Annotated in this window: 14 protein-coding genes; 4 read left to right on the top strand and 10 right to left on the bottom strand. The window is 56.4% G+C overall.

The features are described from left to right. Positions 1-50: 50 nt before the first annotated feature. Both ACOI7D_RS20115 and ACOI7D_RS20120 read right to left on the bottom strand, forming a co-directional pair. Positions 51-1190, bottom strand: a complete 1140-nt coding sequence (locus tag ACOI7D_RS20115; protein ID WP_048336026.1) for a glycoside hydrolase family 88/105 protein — start codon at positions 1188-1190, stop codon at positions 51-53. Between the two features lie 4 nt (positions 1191-1194). After that, entirely contained in the window at positions 1195-2778 is a 1584-nt protein-coding gene (locus ACOI7D_RS20120) for an MFS transporter (protein ID WP_023290263.1), read from the bottom strand. Between the two features lie 356 nt (positions 2779-3134). Here ACOI7D_RS20120 and uspC point away from each other — a divergent pair, with 356 nt between their 5' ends. Then, on the top strand, positions 3135-3563 hold the full coding sequence (uspC, locus tag ACOI7D_RS20125) for a universal stress protein UspC (protein ID WP_004203433.1): 429 nt from the start codon (positions 3135-3137) through the stop codon (positions 3561-3563). Positions 3564-3586: 23 nt separating this feature from the next. On the opposite strand, the gene otsA is transcribed toward uspC, so the two are convergent. From otsA to ACOI7D_RS20150, 5 genes are all read right to left on the bottom strand, one after another. After that, positions 3587-5011: an alpha,alpha-trehalose-phosphate synthase gene (otsA, locus tag ACOI7D_RS20130; protein ID WP_109547158.1), complete on the bottom strand. Its 1425-nt coding sequence runs from the start codon at positions 5009-5011 to the stop codon at positions 3587-3589. Further along, the gene (gene otsB / locus ACOI7D_RS20135; protein ID WP_023290265.1) at positions 4986-5774 is read right to left on the bottom strand and encodes a trehalose-phosphatase; all 789 of its coding nucleotides are present in this window, start codon (positions 5772-5774) and stop codon (positions 4986-4988) included. Before otsB ends, otsA begins: the two co-directional genes overlap by 26 nt. Positions 5775-5935: 161 nt before the next feature. Further along, a complete protein-coding gene (gene araH, locus ACOI7D_RS20140) occupies positions 5936-6916 on the bottom strand; it encodes an L-arabinose ABC transporter permease AraH (RefSeq protein ID WP_109547157.1) in 981 nt (326 codons plus the stop codon). A 14-nt stretch (positions 6917-6930) separates the two neighbouring features. Then, positions 6931-8445 (bottom strand): L-arabinose ABC transporter ATP-binding protein AraG, encoded by a 1515-nt coding sequence (gene araG / locus ACOI7D_RS20145; RefSeq protein ID WP_109547156.1) that lies wholly within the window; start codon positions 8443-8445, stop codon positions 6931-6933. Positions 8446-8505: 60 nt separating this feature from the next. Further along, positions 8506-9486, bottom strand: a complete 981-nt coding sequence (locus ACOI7D_RS20150; protein WP_004203441.1) for an arabinose ABC transporter substrate-binding protein — start codon at positions 9484-9486, stop codon at positions 8506-8508. A gap of 892 nt (positions 9487-10378) precedes the next feature. Between ACOI7D_RS20150 and ACOI7D_RS20155 the strand changes: the two genes are divergently transcribed. Further along, positions 10379-10888 (top strand): non-heme ferritin-like protein, encoded by a 510-nt coding sequence (locus tag ACOI7D_RS20155; protein ID WP_032453399.1) that lies wholly within the window; start codon positions 10379-10381, stop codon positions 10886-10888. Between the two features lie 103 nt (positions 10889-10991). Here ACOI7D_RS20155 and ACOI7D_RS20160 read toward each other — a convergent pair whose 3' ends face one another. Next, a complete protein-coding gene (locus ACOI7D_RS20160) occupies positions 10992-11126 on the bottom strand; it encodes a succinate dehydrogenase (protein ID WP_065805780.1) in 135 nt (44 codons plus the stop codon). Positions 11127-11191: 65 nt separating this feature from the next. Between ACOI7D_RS20160 and ACOI7D_RS20165 the strand changes: the two genes are divergently transcribed. Further along, entirely contained in the window at positions 11192-12703 is a 1512-nt protein-coding gene (locus ACOI7D_RS20165; protein WP_032453400.1) for an MFS transporter, read from the top strand. A 37-nt stretch (positions 12704-12740) separates the two neighbouring features. On the opposite strand, the gene ACOI7D_RS20170 is transcribed toward ACOI7D_RS20165, so the two are convergent. Further along, entirely contained in the window at positions 12741-12992 is a 252-nt protein-coding gene (locus tag ACOI7D_RS20170; RefSeq protein WP_004203448.1) for a DUF2766 family protein, read from the bottom strand. Positions 12993-13138: 146 nt separating this feature from the next. Here ACOI7D_RS20170 and ACOI7D_RS20175 point away from each other — a divergent pair, with 146 nt between their 5' ends. Further along, positions 13139-14560, top strand: coding sequence for an MFS transporter (locus tag ACOI7D_RS20175; RefSeq protein WP_065812676.1), 1422 nt, complete (start codon positions 13139-13141; stop codon positions 14558-14560). A gap of 37 nt (positions 14561-14597) precedes the next feature. Here ACOI7D_RS20175 and ACOI7D_RS20180 read toward each other — a convergent pair whose 3' ends face one another. Beyond that, positions 14598-15236 (bottom strand): RpiB/LacA/LacB family sugar-phosphate isomerase, encoded by a 639-nt coding sequence (locus tag ACOI7D_RS20180; protein WP_023290273.1) that lies wholly within the window; start codon positions 15234-15236, stop codon positions 14598-14600. Positions 15237-15301: the final 65 nt, after the last annotated feature.

Genomic DNA, 15301 nt, shown 5'->3' on the forward strand with positions numbered 1-15301 from the left:
GCGAAAGCCGGGTTAGTTTTTTCAGGCGCCGCGCCTGCGGGGTCTCCTGCTCAGAAATACTTGCGCAGATACTCGGTCAGACAGAGGATCGCCATCGCCTGGCCGTAGGGCATCGAGGTGAGCGGGATCTGGCGATAGAAATCAAGGTCTGACCCCATTCCTGTGCCAAAGGAAGTCTGCAGCAGCTCCCCCTGCGGCGAAATATTCTGCACAATTCCGCGAATCGCTTTTTCAGCCACCCCGGCGTAGTGCTGCCCGACATATCGCTTGCGCACCGCTTTGAGTATGCCGTAGGCAAAGCCGGCGGTCGCCGAGGCCTCTGGATAAGAGTGCGGGTCGTCCAGTAGGGTATGCCACAGGCCGCTGTCGTCCTGACATTTCGCTAAGGCGGCAATTTGCGCGTTCAGCACCTCGGTCAGATAGCGCCGTACCGCATTCCCTTCCGGGAGATCCACTAACTCAAGAAAATCCGGGATCACCATAGTGAGCCAGCTGTTGCCCCGCGCCCAGCGCGCCCGGGCAAAATTATGCCGACCGTCATAGCTCCAGCCGTGAAACCACAGCCCGGTTTCCCGGTCCATCAGGTTCTGCACGTGGAGCAGGAACTGATAGGTCGCCTCCTCCACATACTGCGGACGGTGAAGCAGCTTGCCAATTTTGGCTAACGGCAACACGGTCATCATCAGGGTGTCATCCCACATTTGCTGGTGGTTTTCTTCCGCCAGGGTGATGTGCTGCATGCCGCCCTGCTCGGTACGAGGCATCTCATACATTGCCCACTCCGCCCAGCTCTCCAGCCACGGCAGATACGCCTTACATCCGGTCTCTTCAAAGCGATAGGCCAGGGTCAGGAACGGCGCCATGGTGTTGACGTTTTTGGTCGTTGCCCCCTCGGCGAAACGGTCGGCAAACCAGCGGTCAATAATATCGCGCATCTCGAGATCGCCGGTTTGCTGATAATACTGATAGATGCCATACAGCCCGACGCCGTGGGTCCACTCCCAGCCGGCCCAGCCTTTGGTATCAATAACGCGCCCGTCATCCAGGCGCAGTAAAAATTGCCCGCTCTCATCCTTAATATTCACCAGGTTTTGCGTCACGTTGCGGATGAGCGCCTGCAGTTCGCTACGGGCGATAAAACGCTCAGGCTGACAGAGTAATGGGCTATGTTTGACCGGCCAAACTTTCATGTTGTTAACCTCGGGTATATGTCGAATTCAAAGCGCCGCCCTGGGTGAGCGCCGGGGCAGCAGGTTTATGACGATTCAGGTAGCCAATATTGTTATTTCCCCACAGGCAGTCGTAGGGCATCCCCGCCAGCATCTCGACGACCGCGCGATGTTCCGCACTGGTCAGTTCCGGCTGGGCGTGACCGCTTTCGCGCATTCTTAGGGTTTCGCTGCGCAGGACGCTGTGGGTATGCAGATTGAGTTTGAAGCGCAGCGAAACGAGGAAGCCGCAGGCTAAGACCACCAGCGTGCCGACGCTGAGGATCAGCAAAATGGTATGGCTGACCCCTTCAGGCTGTATTTTTTGCCCGGAGACAAACCCGGACAGCTGCATGATGATGCCCACCAGCATCACCGCCCCCGCCTGCGAGGCTTTGCGGGTCAGCGTCATGATGCCGGCAAAAATCCCCTCCCGGCGCTGGCCGGTGATCGCTTCGTCGACGTCGGCAATATAGGTGTAGGTATTCCACGGTACGTAGTTAATCCCGCCGCGTCCCAGTCCGGCGACAGCAGAGATGAGCAGCAATAACGAATAGACGTCGCTCAGTCCGGCGTAGTAGAGCAGCGCATAGGAGAGCGAGCTCAGGCCAAAGAGGACCACCACCATGCGGTACGACGGCGCGGGGCCAAAGCGAATGCACAGCGGGATCATGGCGATCACGGCGATAAACTGGAAAATCGCCATCGTCCCCAGCAGATTCGAGGCGACAGAGGCCTCCTGCATCAGAACAAAGACCACGTAATAGGTGAACACGGCATTGAAGACGTCCTGGGCGATATAGCCCCCCAGATACATGCCGAGGTGCTGGCGGAAAATTTTTATCCGCAGCGTGGAGCTCAGCTCAATCACCAGGCGATTGAGGCTCTGGGCGAGGGTTAAGTTCTGTTTTTCCGCTTCCGCCCGCAGCGCCGCCTCTGACCAGGCCTCACGCGGCCGCTCCCAGGTGAAACACCAGACGAAGGTCAGCATCACCGCGCACAGGACCGAGAACACCAGACTGGCATAAAAGAACGAGCTGGCATTGTCTTTGCCGAGCCAGGTAAGGAGGATCCCCGGCAGAAAGGAGGCTAAAATCGCCGACATTTGCGCCATTGAGATGCGCGCGCCGGAGAATTTGGTTTTCTGTTTAAAGTCATCGGTCATCTCCGGCACCAGCGTCTCGTAGGGCACCAGAATCATGGTGTAGACCATATCAAACAGCAGATAGGTGATCAGGTAGTACCAGAAGCCCATCTCGCCAACCCACATCGCCGAGTAGCTGAATACGCACGGGATGCCGAGCAGAATAAAGAATTTTCTGCGGCCGAAGCGCTTGCCGAGCCAGGTGGTGCCGAAGTTATCGGTGAGAAAGCCCATCAGCGGGCTCACCACCGCATCCAGTACGCGGGCGGAAGCGAATATCAGCGTGGCTTCTATCGGAGAGAGTCCGCAGAAGGTGGTGTAAAAGTAGAGCAGCCATGCGGCGGTTAGCGCCGTGGTGCCGGCGCCGAGGAAATCGCCCGCGCCGTAGGCCAGGTAGTTAGCCAGTCCAATCTTTCGTGTTTTCATCGCCGTGATCCTGTGTCTTTTTTTAAGAGAACGCCGACAATCTTTCCGGATTTGCCACCGGAAGGGAGTGGGTACCTGGCTACACTAAAAGCAGCGAAACGACGTTACCTTTGTGCTTTTGCCACGCAACCGCCGCCGGTGGCAAAATGACAAAGAGATGACGTCTTCACTTCACTCATTTATAAAACGGCATTTCTTTTAAATCAAAAGATAGGTTCATCATTGTAATCTGACCGGAAAAACACCGACTGGCGAAGAGGCTCGCAAATCCCGGGATCGGCCCTTGCGCAGCCGGGTAAACAGGAGTAAAGAAAGAAGGAAAGAGAGGGTTATTCCGCGTATCTCAAGGAGGCCAGATGCCTTATTCACATCTGCTGGTTGCCGTCGCGCCAACGCCGGAGAGTCAGGTATTAATTAAAAAAGCGGTGTCGATTGCCCGGCCCGTGAACGCGAAAGTGAGCTTTATCACCCTCGCCACGGATCCGGAGCTGTATAACCAGTTCGCTGCGCCGATGATGGAAAATCTGCGCGAGGTGATGCAGGAAGAGACGCGTGATTTTCTCAACGAGCTGGCGCGTCACGCGGACTACCCGATAGAGAAAATGACCATCGCCTGCGGCGAACTGGGCCATCATATTAAGGACTTCTGCCGGTCGCACCAGGTCGATCTGGTGATCTGCGGCAATCATAACCATTCCCTTTTTTCGCGCGCCACCTGCTCGGCGAAAAATATCGTCGGCAGCTGCGGCGTCGATGTCCTGCTGGTTTCCCTTGAAAAGGGCTAACGCCGGTTAGCCCTTTTCCTGAACTAGGCCAGTTTAGGGAACGTGGCTATCTTCCCCCGCAGGCGGCTCTCCTCACTGCGCGGTGAAATATGCTGCAGATCGTCGACAAAGCGCGCCTGCCAGTTATGAATATCATTTTCTCTGATCACGTCCAGCATCGCAGAATGACGGGCAATACGTTCCGCCAGCGGCATGCTAAGGGCGCGATCCAGCGCGGCGGCAACCTCGTCGCGATCGTAGGGGTTGACGATCAGGGCGCTGGTCAGCTCCTGCGCCGCGCCGGCAAACTGTGACAGGACCAGTACGCCAGGGTTATCCGGATCCTGCGCTGCCACGTATTCCTTCGCCACCAGGTTCATACCATCGCGCAGGGGCGTCACCAGGCCGACGTCAGAGTAGCGGAAGACCTTCATCAGCAGCTTACGGTCAAAATGCTGGTTCAGGTAGTAGAGCGGGGTCCAGCCAAGCTGGCCAAACTGGCCATTGATGCGCCCGGATGCGGTTTCCAGCTGGTGGCGGATGTCCTGATAGGCCTGCACATCGCCGCGGGAGGTCGGTGCGATCTGGGTATAACGGATCTTACCGTGATGCTGAGGATACTTTTCGAGCAGCGTCTCATAGGCGAGGAACCGCTCCGGCAACCCTTTCGAGTAGTCAAGCCGCTCCACCGAGAAGATATTCTTCACGTTTTTGAGCTCGTTTTTCAGCTGGACCAGTTTCGGCGGCAGCGGACCTTTGGCATTGCGCATAATCTCGTCCGGATCGATCCCTATCGGATAAACCTCAGTGCTGAACGCCTTACCCCACGCCTGATAGCGTTTGTCTCCGAGGTCGGAGAGTCGGGTCTGCATGGCAATGCTGTCAAGAAACGCGGTTCTGTCGCTTTCAGTCTGGAAGCCCAACAGGTCGTAATCGCACAGTTGTTCCAGCAGCTCAGCGTGCGGCGGTAGCGCGTTAAAAATCTCCGGCGTCGGGAACGGAATATGCAAAAAGAAGCCGATCCGGTTGTTGACCCCACGCTTGCGCAGTTCGCTGGCGAAGGGTAGCAGATGGTAATCATGGATCCACAGCGTATCGTCTGGTTCGATCAGCGGCAGAAGCTTGTCCGCCAGCATGGCGTTAACTCGCTGATATCCCTCCCAGGCTTCGCGCTGGAAGCTGACCAGATCTAGACGATAATGGAAGGCCGGCCACAGCACGGCATTAGAGAACTGGTTGTAGTATTCATCATGGTCACGTTCATTAAGGTTGAACGACGCCCATGAAATATTTCCGCGGGAGACCTGCTTCAGCGGTTGCTGGTCATCGCCAATTTCGCCGCTCCAGCCAAACCACAGACCCCCTGCCGCTTTCAGTGCCCCCAGGATGCCGACGGCCAGACCGCCAGCGCTCGATTTTTTATCGTCCGGTAAGGCGATACGGTTAGAGACTACGACTAAACGACTCATGGTCATCCCTCCTTTCGGTTTGCGCGTCATACGCCAGATGTTGCAACCACGTCCTTACGGCGGCGGCATCCGCCAACCGCCAGTGCGCCTGGGTTTCCCCGGCGCCCACTTTTATCGACATTCCCTGCAGTTGATTCACCACGCTGAATCCCGCTTCGTCGGTCAAATCATCGCCGACAAAAACCGGTTCGCGACCGGCAAACGGCGCTTCCTGCATGAAGGCGGTGATCGCCTCCCCTTTGTTGACACCGCGGGGTTTAATCTCCACTACGCACTTGCCAAGCTGTAGCGCCAGCAGCGGGTAGCGCTGAACGATGCGCTGCGCCAGCTCCAGCACCGCGCTCTGCTGCTGCGGCGCCTGGCGGTAGTGGAGCGCGAAGGCCATCTCTTTACTCTCCAGCTCGCACCCGGGGAGCGCCTGCAACGCCGAGGTCAGCTCAGCCGCGATTTCATCGCGCAGAGCCGACGGCAGAGAGACAATATAGGTTTTACCATTGATATCACGGCGTTCAGCCCCGTGAACACCGGCCAGCGGTAGCCGCCAGGGATGGGTTAGCGCGTCAAGTTCAGACATTGAGCGCCCTGAAATCAATGCCACCGCCCCGCCCTGCTGCCGGGCCAGCGCGTTGAGCGCCTGCAGCGTGTTGTCGGGTATCACCACCTGATCGGGGTGCGGCTGGATATCGGCAAGAGTACCGTCGAGGTCAAAGAAAAAAGCGTAGTTTCCGGTTAGCGCAGGCGGTACAGATATCTGGTTATCCACCCTGTTTCCTCCTTATCATGGCCAGCCGAAGCTGGTTGTTAATTATATGTTAGCCATGTAAGTATAGACAGTGTGACCAACCTCGCCATTTTTGATAGTTACCGCCAGCGAAACGGGCGCTGGCGGTAATTACTCTGTAGACTTAAAAGTTATGCCTGAAATCAGGCCGCACGTTTGGCTTTTTGTTTGTAGCGGTCAAAAATTACCGCCGCCAGCAGGATGACCCCGCGCACGACGTATTGTGAGAACGGCGAGATGTTCAACAGGTTCATCGCGTTCTCCACGGTCCCGAGGATCAGGATCCCGGCCACCACGTAGGAGATCTTGCCGATCCCGCCCTTCAGCGATACCCCGCCCAGCACACAGGCCGAAATAACAATCAGCTCATAGCCAATCGAGGTCATCGGCTGGCCGCTGGTCATCCGCGACGCCAGGATAATTCCCGCCGCGGCCGATACCAGACCGGAGAGCACAAAGATAATAATCTTGGTGCGCACCACCGGAACACCGGCCAGACGCGCCGCCTCTTCATTGCCGCCTATAGCCAGCGTATTACGGCCAAAGGTGGTTTTGTTTAGTAATAATCCGAAAACCACCAGGCAGGCGACCGTCAGCCAGATCGGCGCCGGCAGACCAAACCAGTTGGCGTAACCGAGGGTGAAGAAGCGTTCATCTTCGATCCCTACCGCTTTACCGTCGGAGATAATGTAGGCCAGACCGCGGACAATCTGCATAGTGGCCAGCGTGGTGATCAGGGCGTTGATCTTCAGGCGGGCAATGACAAAGCCGTTGACCAGGCCACTGATCGCCCCCAGCAGCAGACCGGCGGCAATCCCCAGCCACAGGTTTTCGCTCAGGTTAATCACCACGGCGGTAGTGACCCCGGCACAGGCGATAACCGACGCCACCGACAGGTCGAAATCGCCGGAGGCCAGGCAGAAGAGCATACCGCAGGCCACCATCCCGGACATCGAGATCGCCAGCCCCAGCCCCTTCATATTGACGAATGAGGCAAAGTTAGGCACAAAAATTACGCAGCCGATAAACAGCACCGCAAACACCACCAGCATGCCAAACTGATCCCAGATACGGGCAAAGCTAAAGGCAGAGCGGGTAGCGCCGGACGTAGTCACTGATGACATCATTTACTCCTTACTCAGGCGACAGCCTGACTCACTTTTGGCATCGCAAGGCTTAACGCCTGCTGTTCATTGGCTTCTTCATGCAGCAGTTCGCCGGCGACTTGCCCTTCACGCATCACCACGATGCGGTCGGCGACGCCCAGCACTTCCGGCAGGTCGCTGGAGGCAAATACCACGGCGACACCGGAGGCGGCGAGGCCATATATCACGTTGTAAATTTCATGTTTGGCGCCGACATCGATACCGCGGGTGGGCTCATCGAGCAGGATCACCTTCATCTCTTCCGACAGCCAGCGGCCCAGGATCGCTTTCTGCTGGTTGCCGCCAGACAGGTTCATGATCAGCTGTTCCGGGCCCGGCGTTTTAATGTTCAGCGACTGGATATGCTGATCGGCGTTTTCCGCCTCCCAGGCGTTGTTGATCAGGCACCCGGCGTGGATATGCTTGCGCCGGGCGCTGATATTGATGTTGTCGCGCACGGAGTGAACCGGAATAATCCCCTCCGCTTTCCGATCTTCCGGGCACAGCATCATCCCGGCCTGGATGGCCTGGGCCGGTTTGCGTATGTCGACGGGCTGGCCATCGATATACACCTGACCGCCGGTGATCCGCGTCCCGCCGAACAGACCTTTCATCAGTTCGCTGCGCCCGGCGCCCACCAGCCCAAACAGGCCGACGATTTCGCCACTGCGCACCGAGAGGCTGACCGGCGTGCGTACGCCCGGGGCCTTCACCTCCTCCAGACGCAGTCGCTCTTCGCCGTAGGGGCGAGGTTTCCAGCCGTAAATATCCCCCAGATTGCGTCCCACCATCGCCTGAACCAGCGCGTCGTGGCTGACGCTCGGCATATCGTCAAAAGTGCAGACGTAGCGGCCATCTTTAAAGACGGTGATGGCATCGCTGAGGGCAAAAATTTCTTCCATCCGGTGTGAAACATAGATGATGACGCGCCCCTCCTCCCGTAGCTCGCGGATAACGCGAAACAGGTTGTCGATCTCCCGGGCAGAGAGCGAACTGGTCGGTTCATCGAAGGCGATAATTTTGGCGTTACGCGCCAGCGCTTTCGCAATCTCCACCATCTGCCACTGGCCAATGGAGAGATACTTCAGCGGCGTCTCCGGGTCGATATCCAGCCCCAGATGCTCAAGCTGCAGGCGGGCCTCGTAGTTGAGCAGCGAGCGGTTGACGATGCCGCCTCTGTGCGGCAGCTGGCCAAGATAGATATTTTCGGCGACGGTCATCTCCGGGATCAGATGCAGTTCCTGATAGATAATCGCCACGCCGGCGTTGAGCGCCGCCATCGTATTGGTGAACGCCATCTGCTGACCGCCGATCTGCAGGTGGCCCGCGGTGGGGATGTAGTTACCGCTGAGGATTTTCAGCAGCGTCGATTTGCCTGCGCCATTTTCGCCCATCAGCGCGTGGATCTGTCCTGGGTAGCAGTCAAAACTGATATCGGACAAGGCCTTTACGCCAGGGAACGTCATGGTGATGCCGCGAAATGAGAGATAAGGGGTAGACTGTTGCATAACGACTCCGCTCTTCTGCACTCAGCCCCCGCCGCGGCGGGGGCCAGTTCAACCGGGCTGTTACAGCCCTTTTTTCGCCAGCTCTTCTTTGAAGTTATCGCGGGTAATCAGCACCACATCGGTCACCGCAGTGAACTTCGGCGGCTCAACGCCCTTGGTGACCCAGTTGTAGAGCATTTCGCTGGTTTTATAGCCATGAATATCCGGGCTTGGCAGCAGGGAGCCATAGAAACCGGTCGGCTGCGCCTTCGACAGTTCGTTGACGGCATCCACGCCGTTGATGCCAATGCCAATCACATCCGGCGCTTTAAAGCCCTGGCCTTCAGTGGCACGCACGCCGCCGAGCACGGTGTTGTCGTTCATCCCAACGATCAGCCAGTGTTTAACCTGCGGGTGCTGGACCAGCATCGAGTTACCGGCGTCAAACGCCCCCGGGATATCGTTAGATTTTGTCGGAACGCGGTAGATTTGCGCTTCCGGGAAACCGGCCGCCTTCAGGGCGTCGATGGAGCCAGTGGTACGACGGCGGGCGGTGTCCAGCTCATCGGCGGTGATGGCCATCACCGCGGTGTCTTTGACATCCCAGCCGCGTTTCTGCATCTCTTTATACAGCTCCTGCCCCTGGCGGGCGCCGATTTCGCTGGCCGCCATCATCACCAGCGGCACGCTCTCCATCGGTTTACCTTTGGCGTTGACGAACTGGTCATCGACGGTAATCACCTTCATGTCATAGCCGCGCGCCTTAGCGACAATCGCCGAGCCGAGCTTAGGATCGGGGGTACAGATGACAAAGCCCTTCGCGCCGCTGGCCGCCAGGCTATCGATGGCGTTCAGGGTTTTCTCACCATCTGGCACCGCAATTTTAATGACGTCAAAGCCTAAATCTTTTCCTGCTTTATCAGCAAATTTCCACTCGGTCTGGAACCATGGCTCTTCCGGCTGTTTCACCAGAAAACCCAATTTCAGGTTTTCCGCCATAGCTGATTGTGACATAACCGCTGCAAGACCAATGGCCGCCAGCGCTTTAGTAAATTTGTGCATGGTAAACTCCAGCTTTAATTCGCTTTCATGTAGGGAAAAATCGGAATTAACTTTTTTATCAGCATCAAAACAAGGCATTAGAAAAATCACATTCCCTACTGCCGTTGTTAGAGTAGTAATACCCGGAAATTATTTCTCCATACGAGAGCATTATCACATCGCGGAATTACAGTAATTGCGTACATAGATTTAGCAAAAAAAGACATAAAAAAAGACATAATTGTCATACAATTTAACCGGCGAATAGCAGGATCATCTATACCACCAGCAGGGTTATCCCTGTGATGTCAGAGGGTGTTTAACAGAGGGTTACGGCACTGTTATATCCAGTGGCTAACGGGGTCGCAGCGGCGGTCAACTGCCTGCCGGCGCTGAAGATCAACAGACGCGCGTCGCCAGTCCGCGCATCGGCCGTTTTATATCGCGATAAAACGGATCTTTTGCGTATTTTATTCCGAATTGAAAAAGATATTCCGGATACATAAAAAAGCCTGCAACAAAAAATAAAAATAATTATCATCACCATGAAACATTGCTCTCTGAAATAACTTATAGCTTTGCGTTATACGACGAATCTCGTAGTCAAATACCTATAACTTATACCTGGCACACCGCGCTAGCGTCCCGGTCTACGCCGCCAACCTCCAGCCAGTCGTCATTCAGGAATAATCGTGTAACAAAACGTAAATTATCCATATTGAGAGTTTTCTTAATTCCATTCAGCGAGTATTCTAAAATTGTCGGCAAGAGGAAAAATTACCCGACTCATACGGAATGTGTAGAGTTTTATTATTCTGCAACAGTGCAGCGCGCCACTCTTTTATCCTGTTGTTTACCGCAGGAACCGCTGACGCGCACCAGTAACCCCTTCCCGGTTAATAAGGATATTTTTATGGCAGTTCCAGGAATGGCACAAAAGCTAAACACCCAGATGAACCTTGAGTTCCACGCCTCTAACGTTTACCTGAACTTAAGCGAGTGGTGCGCCCGGCATCGCTTCGACGGCGCCGCGACATTTTTGCGCAACCGCGCGCAATGCAGCATCACCCTCACCATGCGCGTATTTGACTATCTGAAAAAAGCCGGCAGCTGGCCGATAGTGAATCCCGACCGCGCCTGTAATCCCGAATGTACCTCGCTGGAAGATCTCTTTACCCAAACCCTGGTTGATTACCGCCAGCGTAGCAGTATGCTGAGCGGTCTCGCCGAGGAAGCCAAAGCGCAGAGCGATGACAACACCTGGCGTTTTCTGACCCGGCTGGCGGAAGAGCAGCAGCAGGATGGGCTGCTGCTGCAAAGCGTGCTCGAGGAAATTCGCAATGCCGACAAAGCCGGGATCGGTATGGAACAGACCGATCGCCGTCTGATGGCCCTCGTCGGAGCGTCACAGAAACCCCATTAATCAGAGGTGTCGGGTCTTTCTCGGCCGATCAGGGGGAGCGCGTTCGCGCTGCCCCGCCCTGTTTATTAATCCGTTATCGCTATACTCCCCTGCCATTTATTCCTCAAAAGAATAAAAAAGTTTTAACTCGATCCCATTCCCTCCTCACCGTTACCCCTTTGGGGGGATTAGTGAGCGCGGTCACTTTTTGTTGAGCCACAAAGAAATATAAAAACAGTGTTTCAAAAATATAAAACACGAGGTTTATTTTTTATGGCTCGATACACGGCTTCAGCCTCTGAAGGGCTGCAGGGAAGACCGATCTTGTTACGCCATCAGTTAGCCTACGGCGGCGGTAATCTGTTAGGGAGTGGCGCACTGGCGATAAGCGGGGCATGGCTACTCTATTTTTATACGACCTTTTGCGGCCTGACGCTGATCGAGGCCTCATTTATCTTCTCCGTCGCCAGCATCATCGACGCCATCAGCAACCCGCTGATGGGCTATCTGACGGATAATTTTGGCAAAACGCGGTTAGGCAAGCGCTTTGGCCGTCGGCGCTTCTTTTTGCTGATCGGCATTCCGCTGATGCTGTTCTACCCGCTGCTGTGGGTAGAGGGCCTGAGTTTCTGGTACTACCTGTGCACCTACGTGGTGTTTGAGATCATCTACACCTCCATCATGGTGCCCTATGAAACGCTGGCGACAGAGATGACCGATGATTTCTCGCTACGCTCAAAGCTCACCGGCTATAAAGCCATCTTCGGCAAGCTGGCCAACTTCCTCGCCGCGTTTATTCCCGGACAGTTCATTCTGCTGTACGGCAAAGATTCCGCCACCCCTTTCTTCCTCACCGGACTGACCTACGGCGCGATCCTGATCGTCGCGATTACCTGCCTGTGGCTGTGCAGCTGGGAGCGCGAGCGTGCGGAAGCCGTGGATACCAGCGCGAAAAAGGGGCTGCTGAGTACCCTGCTGTCGCTGGCGAAAGACATGCGTTCCACCTTTTATCTGCGCGTGTTCCGTAAACATCTCGGTATGTACCTGTGCGGGTTTGGCGCGGAATGGCTGTTTGCCTCCATCTTCACCTATTTCGTGATATTCGTTCTGCAGCACGATCCGGCAATGGTGGCCGGGCTGAACAGCCTGAACTCGATTCTGCAGCTGATCTCCACCGCGCTGTTTATCGGCCTGTGTGTGAAAAAGGGCTTCAGCAAACCCTATATCCTCGCGCTGGGGATCGTGATTTTCGCAGTTCTGCTGTATACCTCGCTGTGGTTCTTCCATCTGCCGTCAGGCCTGGCGACCGTGCTGATGTTCGGTATTACCGTGCTGTTCGGCCTGGGGACCGGCGGGGTTTACTATATTCCCTGGACCGTTTACACCTTCCTCGCCGATGTCGACGAGATCTACACCGGACGCCGCCGGGAAGGGATCTATGCCGGCGCCATGACCTTCTCAGGGAAAATTCTGCGCTCGATTGTGGTGTTTTCGATGGGGGCCATCCTGAGCTTTTACGGTTTCCAGTCAAAAGCGCACAGCCAACCGGAAAGCGCCGTGACCGCCATCGCGGTGGTATTCTGCGTCGGTGTCGTCGCCTTAGCCCTGGCCGCCATCGTCTTCAGTAAGCAGATGAAACTGGACCGTAAAGCCCATCTGGTGGTCCTGCAGGAAGTCGCGCGGATTAAAGCGGGCGGTAAAATCAGTGATATTGCGCCGGAGGTGCGGGCAATCGTTGAGGATCTGGTTGGCCATCGCTACGAAGAGTGCTGGGGCAACAGCAAATTGTTTAAAACCGCTGAGGCTGCGCCAACGCAGACCGTGGTTTCCCATTAAAGGAAAAGGCCCCGTCGGTCACCCGCGGGGCCGGTTATTAATGCGTTTCTTCCTGCGGGGTAAACTTCAGCTCAATCAGGGCAATCGCTTTTTGCACCGCACGAAGCGTCACAGGATCGGCAGAGGCCGGGTGGCTGGCGAAGTCAATGGCTTTCAGCTGGCTGGTCATTTTTTCACGCACTTCCACCGGCGCGATGACGTCAATCACGTCGAGGATCTGCTTGATAACCAGCTGGCAGGCAACCACATCGGAAACCAGCTCGTCGTGTTCGGTAAGATGTTGAGACATTAATTACTCCTTTTTCCAGGAGCGTAATAGTACCCTAAATCGTTAACGATAATAAAACCTGCCGTGGCAGGTTTTTTGGCCACCCGAGTGGCTGGCGGCACCTTTGCTGCCGCTTTGCCGAGGATCCCCTTGATGGCAGCGACAACATGAATACCGCGATCTCTTCCGGGAACGAACGTGCTTTTTCAGCCCCAGCGCTGCTGGTGGCTGGCGCCTTTTTTATGGAGTTTCTCGACGGGACGGTGATCGCTACCGCCCTGCCCGACATGGCGAGAGATTTTGGCGTTACCGCCGTCGAGCTGAATATCGGCATCAGCGCCTATCTGATTACCCTCGCGGTGCTGATCCCCGCCAGCGGCTGGATCGCCGATCGCTTCGGCGCCCGGGCTATCTTCACCCTCGCCCTGGCCATTTTTACCCTTGCCTCGATCTTTTGCGGCCTCTCCAGCGAGATGCATATCTTTGTCGCCATGCGTATCCTGCAGGGGATCGGCGGCGCGCTGATGGTCCCCGTCGGTCGTCTGGCGGTACTGCGCACCACGCCGAAACACCTGCTGATAAAGGCCATCGCCACCCTCACCTGGCCGGCGCTGGTGGCCCCTATTATCGGCCCGCCTTTGGGAGGCTTTATTACCCGCTACGCCAGCTGGCACTGGATCTTCTTTATCAATGTCCCGCTGGGCGTCGCGGCGATTATCCTGTCGCTGCGCATCATTCCTGATATCCGCGAAGCAGAGCGGCGCGCCTTTGATATGACAGGGTTTATCACGACCGCGGTGGCGATGGTCAGCCTGGTCACGGCGATGGAACGGCTCGGCGATCGTCAGCCGCAGATCTGGCCGACGCTGGCCCTCGCCACGCTTGGCTTCGGCTGTCTGGCGTATGCTATCCGCCACTTCCGCCGGGCGACAGCGCCTATGGTTCGTCTGACGGCGTTGCAGGTGCCGACGTTCCGCGTGACGATGTACGGCGGCTCGCTGTTCCGGGCCTCCATCAGCGCGGTCCCCTTTCTCCTGCCGCTGCTGTTTCAGGTGGGGTTCGGCATGGATCCCTTTCACTCTGGTCTGCTGGTGCTGGCGGTATTTGTCGGCAATTTAACGATTAAACCCGCCACCACGCCGCTGATCCGCTGGCTGGGCTTTCGTCGCCTGCTGTTGATCAACGGCGCGCTGAACGTCTGTTCGCTGCTGGCCTGCGCGCTGCTCACGCCGCAAACCCCGGTCTGGGCGATCATGCTGATCCTTTATCTCGGCGGGGTGTTTCGCTCAGTCCAGTTCACGGGCGTGAGCACGCTGGCCTTTGCCGATGTCCCCGCCGCGCAGATGAGCGATGCCAATACCCTGTTCAGTACCGCGTCGCAGCTGGCGGTGGGGCTGGGGATCACGCTTGGGGCAATCGGCATTCGCCTGGGTGAACAGGTCGGCGACTGGCTGCACCTTTCCGCCGTACCGGGGATCAGCTTTCGCCTGGCGTTTGTGTTTATCGCGGTGATTTGTCTGGTGGGGATGATCGACAGCCTGCATCTGGCCAAAACGGCAGGCAGCAGCGTGTCGGCGAAGAAATCGTAGAGGTTGGAAGGGCCAGCGGCGCTGGCCCTGATAACGATTACCCGACGATCTGGCGGACAAACGCTTCGATCGCTTTATCCTGGCAGTTTTCGAAGAAGCACTGCTGGAAGCGAGGGCCAGAGACCGCGGTTTTCACCAGTTCCGGATCGATGGCGCGCAGGGTATCGAGATAATTTTCTTTGACTACCGCCGCTTTGACCTGGTTGAGGATCCCGGCATTACGCACCTGCGGTTCTTTGCGCTCCGGCGGATAGCCTTCGCCGTTACGACCGGTAAAGGCTTTTTCAAAGATAAACCGCACGTTCAGCTCGGCGCCCCAGCCGAAACCTTTGGCAAACGGCAGCGACAGCGCGTTACCATTGTTGATCTGGGCAAACAGGAACGCATCCGCCGGGTCGATACAGTAGCCGCAGACCACGCCAGGATGGATGTTCAGCGACATCAGCGCTCCCTGGCCGGTACCGCATCCGGTGACCACGAAGTCGACCGCCTTCGAATTCAGCAGGATGCTGGCCATGATCCCGAGGTGAATATAGGTCAGATGATGATCGTTCTCATCGCTCATACCGACGTTATAGACCGGAAATCCTTTTTCGTCGGCAACCGCGTTAAGCTCCTTGAGGATGATGGCGTTTTTGTTCGCCTGGCTGTTCTCCATCATCAGTGCAATCTTCATGGTTTACTCTCCTGAATGCTGTGCGGGCCTGCCCGCAGAATGTCATTGGCGTTGACTGCACTCTA

It is taken from the genome of Klebsiella sp. C360 (assembly GCF_048822415.1).
GTDB classification, from domain to species: domain Bacteria; phylum Pseudomonadota; class Gammaproteobacteria; order Enterobacterales; family Enterobacteriaceae; genus Klebsiella; species Klebsiella quasipneumoniae.